Raw genomic sequence first — 1,089 nt, 5'->3', positions numbered from 1 at the left:
CTGCTCGAAGCTCGCCAGGGCCGCGCGCCAATCGTCTGCGCTGGTCACGTCCAGTCGCGCAGCCACGCATTGGGCGGCGCCCCACTTCTGCTGCAAGGACCGCAGCCCCGCCTCGTCGACGTCATAGGCGCCGACGAACCAGCCGGCCGCCAGGAAGCGCTCCGCCACGGCTCGGCCGATGCCTGCGGCGGCGCCGGTGACAAAAAGGGTGGGACGCTGGGTGGATGGCATCGAAACAGGCTCCTGGGGTGAGGCCCGAGCATAAAGACCAGGGGCTTGCCCGGTCTTGACCCGGTCGGCTTGATTTTTAACAATTTCATCCATGCACGACGCCCTGCCCTCGCACGAACTGCGCCGCCTGCACGCCAGAGACGCCGTCCAGGGCATGGTGCCGCAAACCTTCCTGAAGGTGCTGGCCGAGCACCTTCAGCGGCATGGCGTCGACCCCGCCAGCCTGATGCCACCCGAAGCGCTGCGCTTCGGGATGCAGCACCTGGGCCGTTACCCCGCCGAGGCTTACTGCCAGCTGCTGCTGCGCGCTGCCGAGCGGCTCAACGACCCGCTGCTGGGCCTGCACCTGGGCCAGTCCATCCAGCCGGCCCACCTGGGCGCGCTGGGCTATGTGCTGCTGGCCTGCGAGAACCTGGGCGCCGCGCTGATGCGCATCCAGCGCTACCACCGCCTGCTCAACGACATCAACCCCATCCAGCACCACATCGAAAGCGACGGCATGGTGCTGCAATGGGGCGTGGCCCGGGGCAAGCCCGGCGCCCTGTTCGACGAAACCGGCATCACCGCCATCGTGCAGTTCGCGCGGGCGCTGTGCGGACGCATGCTGCCGGTGCGCGCGGTCGACTTCGTCAACCCACCACCGAGTCAGACCCAGCCGTTCACCGACCACTTCGGATGCCCGGTGCGCTGGGGGCAACCCGTCACGCGCCTGGTGATCCCGCTGCAAAGCCTGCAGACCCCGTTGCATCAACCGGACCCGGTGCTGCTGGGGCTCATGGAAGAACAGGTCGAAGCCGCGCTGGCCCACCTGCCCGACAGCGGCGACCTCATCGAGCTGACCCGCCGCGTGGTGCGCCA

The 1,089-nt window shown here is 68.8% G+C and carries 2 protein-coding genes; one reads left to right on the top strand and one right to left on the bottom strand.

Features of this window, described 5'->3' with window-relative positions:
- On the bottom strand, positions 1-231 hold a 231-nt coding region (locus B2W70_RS00930; RefSeq protein ID WP_286742060.1), incomplete at its 3' end, for an SDR family NAD(P)-dependent oxidoreductase.
- Positions 232-322: 91 nt separating this feature from the next.
- On the opposite strand from B2W70_RS00930, the gene B2W70_RS00925 reads away from it, so the two are divergent.
- A partial coding sequence (locus B2W70_RS00925) for an AraC family transcriptional regulator (RefSeq protein WP_286742059.1) occupies positions 323-1,089 on the top strand: 767 nt, incomplete at its 3' end.

It is taken from the genome of Aquabacterium sp. UBA2148, from assembly GCF_002328915.1.
GTDB lineage: Bacteria > Pseudomonadota > Gammaproteobacteria > Burkholderiales > Burkholderiaceae_C > Aquabacterium > Aquabacterium parvum.
Note: the sequence above shows the minus strand (reverse complement) of the source record. Positions and strands in the feature narration are given on the sequence as shown.